Raw genomic sequence first — 3,317 nt, 5'->3', positions numbered from 1 at the left:
GGATTAAAGCGGAGTTTGGGCTGATTCAGGATGGGATGAAGTAATTGGGGATACCTTTTTTCTAAGTCTTCAACCTTGGCTAGTGCACCCCAACGGGCATAACAGTAATATGCTTCCTGCATATAGCTGGCGGCAACTTTTTCTTTGCCCCAATCAAGGTAGAATTTTGCCGCGAGTTCGTTGGCTAATCCTTCCTCTTGGATAAAACCGTTTTCCTTAGCTCCTTGAATTGCTAAATCATAAAATTCTAGAGCTTCTGTTTTGCAATTGAGGAGTTGATGCTTTTCGGCTTCAACTAAATGATATTTGTGCAAGTAATTCATGGGGCCATAATCTGCCCAGTCTTTGAGCTTGGCTTGATTTTCTTCTATTCGCTGCCATCGCGGCTCTGACTGGGACATCGATTCACCAGGAGTGGCCAGCACGTTTAGAGAATCATAGAAGTAGAAGATCGGTTCAACGATACTTCCCATCCCTCCAGCCAAATAGTGTCGCGTTTGAGCAGCATCGTGTTCTGCTTTAGCAAAGTCTTCCAACCAGTAATTCAATGTGAATCGATACAAGTAGAAGAAGGATAGTCGGTAAAAATCGACTTTTGCCTGAGCCAGGACTTCTTCTTCATAGGCATCCTGGCGTAAGGGAATCTCGTCCTCTGACTGACCCAAGAGAATTTGAGCCGCCTGCAAGTACGCCAACACACAGTTTGCTGCTGTGACTTGGTGGAGGTCGCACAACTGTTGGTAATAGGCGCGAATTTGCGGTTCGAGTTCAGCCAGGGGTTGACCGTACCAATAAGCATTGAAACAGTACAACTGGGCGTCGTAGCCCATAAATTCTAGATTGCCTGTTTCTAATCCAGCTTGATACCCATCGAGAAGAATGGGCAGCGTTTCTTGCAGGTGGATCGTCCAAGAACCCACATATGCCCCCATTAACATGGCGGTGGCGGCTCGAATGTTTTTGGCATTGGGTTCTAAGGCGAGTTGGTATCCTAATTGCCCAAACTGAGGCACCATTGTCATGTCGCCCCACAGCATCCTCAGTTGGAAGGCGTAACCCACGTAGCAAAAAGCGGAAACCGGACTATTGCCAAATTGGATGGACAACTTGGCCTGGAGCGCTACGACTAGGAAATAAAGCTTTGTTCCTGACATATAACAGACGGGTGTCAGCCGAGCCGCATTTTGCATAATGGCTAATTGCTGGGGGTCGGTCATTTTCGGCAGATGAATGAATGACTCAATGGAGCGACCTTCAATTAGGGCATCAATTTCTTGCTTCACCTGCCGAATATCGTCTAGGGTTGGTTCATCTGGTAGGTTTACGCCTAACATTTGGAAGACCGATTGACCGATCGCGATCGCCTCGACAAATTTATTGTGGGCTACCAATGCCTGGATTTTGACTTGATAAACTTGCACCTGTTCTAAAGGTGTTTTCGCACGATCGATCACTGCTTCAATCCACTGGTGCATTTGCTCAAAATCGCCGGCTAAAAAAGCCACCTCGGCAGCTAAGTCGTGCAGGGATAGGGTCATTTCGTAATGCCGTTCCCAAGCGTCTGTTCCCAGCAGTTGCAGCCCCACTGTGGCATATTCGCGGGCTGCTTGATAGGCAGTTGCCGATCTCGCTTTGCGGCAAGCTATGAGGTTGAGTTGGGCGAGTTCCTCCCTTTCCTGTTGTTCTACAACCAGCGTCGTGCCGTAGTTCAACTGATTGACTAATTCAAAAATGCGTTCTTCTCTGGCTTCTGCTGAAATTTGTTGCAGCAGCAGTTGCCCGATTTGATAATGGGCGATCGCGCGTTCTGCTTCCGGAATCAAAGAATAAGCGGCTTGTTGGACGCGATCGTGCAAGAAGCGATAGGCAACCGTTTGAGTAGTACCTCGATCGATCTTTTCTTCTTCCCCTACATAAAATTTATAAATCTCACTCTGAGGTAAAACAAAACCTTCCTGTAAAGTTTTCCACAAAGCCGTTGCCGTTCCCGTCTCCGAGATTTCCGAAACAATTGCTAATGTTGTCAGATCGAACTGATTGCCAATGCAAGCTGCTAATTTTAAAACACCCTGACTTTCAACTGGCAATTTCTGTAACTGCTGCGCCATGAATTCAACTACATCATCCGTCAGTGCTGCTTCGGTAATTTTGCTAATATCGCACTGCCAATATCCTGCTTTAATATCAAAAATAATCAATTCATCTTGATGCAATGCCTTGAGAAACTGCGTCGCAAAAAATGGGTTTCCTTTTGTCTTCTGATAAACCAACTCCGTCAGCGGTTCTGCTAAGTTAGGAGAACAATTCAGCGTATCTGCTACTAATTGATTCAAACTGGTTCGAGCCAGAGGTGCTAGTGTAATGGTATTTACTATTGCCCCGATTTTTGTGACTTCATCTAAAGTCAACATCAAGGGATGGGCAGCGGTAACTTCATTGTCTCGATAGGCTCCAATTAGTAGCAGGTGACTGGACTGGGATTCACCTATGAGCAACTGCATCAACTTTAAAGATGCCGAATCAGCCCACTGCAAATCATCCATAAACATCACTAAGGGATGCTCTTTTGTGGTAAAAACAGAGATAAATTTTTGGAAGAGCAAATTGAACCGATTTTGAGCAGCCATCCCTGACAATTCTGGGGCTGGGGGTTGTTGTCCGAGAATCCGTTCTAGTTCAGGAATGACTTCAATAATGACTTGTCCGTTGTCACCAAGGGCTGCTAAAATTTTGGTTTTCCATGCTTGGAGTTGGAGCTCGCTTTCACTGAGCAATTGTGTCATTAAATCGCGGAATGCTTGCACAAATGCCGAAAAGGGAATATTGCGATTGAACTGGTCAAATTTACCTTTAATGAAATAGCCATGCTGTCGGACAATGGGTTTTTGAACTTCATTAACCACAACGGTTTTTCCTATGCCAGAAAAGCCTGCAACGAGCATCATTTCGCTGTTGCCTTCTGCTACTCGTTCAAAGGCTTCTAGAAGTTGCTGTATCTCTCGTTCTCGACCGTAGAGTTTTTCGGGAATCAGGAAGCGATCGCATATATCTCGCGTTCCTAACTCAAATGTTTCAATCTTTCCAGTTTCTTGATACTGCTGCAAACACCGTTCTAAGTCATACTTCAATCCCAAGGCACTTTGATAGCGTTTTTCGGCATTTTTTGCCATCAGCTTCATCACCATATCCGAAATCACCTGCGGGATTTCTTGGCTGTTTATTGCAGGAGGTTGTTTGGCAATATGGCAGTGAACCAACTCCATGGGGTCGTCACATTCAAATGGCAGTTTTCCTGTCAGCAGTTCGTAAAAGGTGGC

General features: G+C 45.6%; 1 protein-coding gene. It reads right to left on the bottom strand.

Going from position 1 to position 3,317, the window contains the following annotated elements; all coding sequences use genetic code 11:
• Nucleotides 1-3,317, bottom strand: a 3,317-nt coding sequence (locus tag QUA57_RS28220) for an AAA family ATPase (protein WP_333065094.1), incomplete at both ends; no start/stop codon positions are given.

It is taken from the genome of Microcoleus sp. Pol7_B2 (assembly GCF_036701035.1).
Classification (GTDB): domain Bacteria; phylum Cyanobacteriota; class Cyanobacteriia; order Cyanobacteriales; family Microcoleaceae; genus Microcoleus.
The sequence above is the reverse complement of the archived record's forward strand: the minus strand, read 5'-3'. Positions and strand labels throughout refer to the sequence as shown.